Origin of the sequence: Dietzia sp. B19 (assembly GCF_014145155.1) — a bacterium.
Lineage (GTDB): Bacteria > Actinomycetota > Actinomycetes > Mycobacteriales > Mycobacteriaceae > Dietzia > Dietzia natronolimnaea.
Window position 1 is genome coordinate 1 of sequence record NZ_JAALED010000244.1, and the last position, 1,740, is coordinate 1,740.

Here is a 1,740-nt window from a genome sequence, read left to right on the forward strand (position 1 = left end):
TGGGCCCGCCGGTGAGCTGCGCCTCCAGACCGGGGTCGAGGCCGTCGGCGACGGCGTCGCGCATCTCGCGGACGAGCTCGCTGCCCTGCTCGTTGGAGATCGACTCGGCCTCGACCGGCACCAGCAACAGCGCGGCGGCGCCGTCCTCGGAGGGGATCGGTCCCTGGGGCGCGGCGCCGACGACCTCAGCCATCCGCTCACCCGCCCCCACGGCCGCGGCGATCCCCTGCGGGCCCAGCTCGCCACCATCCTGCCTGGTGACCACCAGTACCGCCGGCACCGACCCCGCGTCGGGGAATTCCTGCTGGATCTGGGAGACGAGGGCGGCCTCGGAGGTGTCCGGCAACGTCTGGGGTGCCTCGGACGCGCCCTCGGAGGACGCGAGCGCGAAGACGGCGCCGGACACGAGCAGGACCGCCGCGAGGATCAGCCAGGCGGTGAGCTTCCCCGTCAGCACGCCGACCCAGCCTCCGGTGGACGCGTCACTGTCCGTCGCGGTGCTCCCGGTTGTCATCGTCTCCCTCGCCCTCACGCGTTGTATTCGGAGAGGAACGCCTCGAGGATGGCGTTGACCTCGTCGGGCCGTTCCATGGTCGGCGAGTGACCCGCACCGGGGATCTCGTGGAAGCTCGTGGTGGCGATGAGCTCGGCGATCCGGCGCGACTTGTCCGGCGGTGTGGCCGCGTCCTCCGCACCCACCACGACCAGCGTCGGAGCGATGATCCGGATGGCCTCGTCCTCGCACGGATCCCGGTCCGCGACCGACTCGATGGCCTTGACCAGACCGGCGCGGTCGGTGCGCTCGAGCATCGCCATCCACTCCTCGACCCAGGGTGCCGAGAGGTTGCCGTCGGCGAGCATGATCGGCGCCACGCGGGACCGCAGCGGCTTCATCCCGGCGACGCGGTACACCTTGGACAGGGTCTTGTACTTGCTGCGGTTGGCCGGCTCCTCCGCGGTGGCGGCGGAGTCGAGCAGGGTGAGGGAGTGCACGATCTCGGGGTTGCGGGCCGCGAGCCGTATCCCGACGAAGCCGCCCATGGACAGGCCGACGAAGTTGACCACGGGGATCTGCAGGTGCCGCAGGAGTTCGCTGACGTCCACCGTCAGCGTGTCCATGTCGTACCCACCGAGCGCGCGGGGCGAGTCGCCCTGCCCACGGAAGTCGATGGTCACGCACCGGTACCTGTCCCGCAGGTGGGCGATCTGGTGCTGGAACATCCACCCGGAGAAGAGCAGACCGTGGGCGAAGAACACCACGGGAGCGTCCTCACGACCGGCGGGCACGCCGGTGTCGGTGTAGGCGATGGTCGTGTGACCGCGCTGGAATGTGGGCATCGGGGCTCTCCTGACAGTCGGACGGCCGCCGTGTCCGGCCGCCACAGTCGTACGATACGGCGGCCGGCGCCACCCTTCGGTCACCTCGAGGGGATCGGAAGCCGGGTCACCGCAGCGTGATCAGACCCCGCGGGTCCTCCGGCCCGGCGGCCCGCTCCAGGTGCTGGTGCTCGTTGACCGCGATGCAGGTCATCCCGCCGCGACCCACCACGACGCGGGCCACTCCCGTGTTGACGGTCACGCGTTGCAGGCGAGTCCACAACCCCACCACGCCCTCCGGATCGGCCAACAGGCCCGCGACCGCCAACGAGATGGTTCCGGCCGAGCTCACCACCACCGTCGTGCGCCCGGACCCGGACCGCGCCGCCGCGTCCGCGATCGCCGCGTCCGCGGCCGCCCGGT

The 1,740-nt window shown here is 71.5% G+C and carries 2 protein-coding genes and 1 pseudogene; all 3 read right to left on the bottom strand.

Going from position 1 to position 1,740, the window contains the following annotated elements; genetic code table 11:
• Positions 1-514 (bottom strand): MMPL family transporter (locus G6020_RS07930; protein ID WP_182610254.1); only part of this gene is annotated, 514 nt, incomplete at its 3' end.
• 14 nt (positions 515-528) lie between these two features.
• Complete coding sequence (locus G6020_RS07935; protein WP_182610255.1) at positions 529-1,338, bottom strand: alpha/beta fold hydrolase; 810 nt, start codon at positions 1,336-1,338, stop codon at positions 529-531.
• 106 nt (positions 1,339-1,444) lie between these two features.
• Positions 1,445-1,740 (bottom strand): annotated as a pseudogene (locus G6020_RS07940) (phosphoglycerate mutase); the annotation flags it as partial.

What these genes read in the sequence shown, in the direction of transcription:
- G6020_RS07935 (WP_182610255.1), bottom strand. Translation starts at nt 1,338, where the DNA reads ATGCCCACATTCCAGCGCGGTCACACGACCATCGCCTACACCGACACC.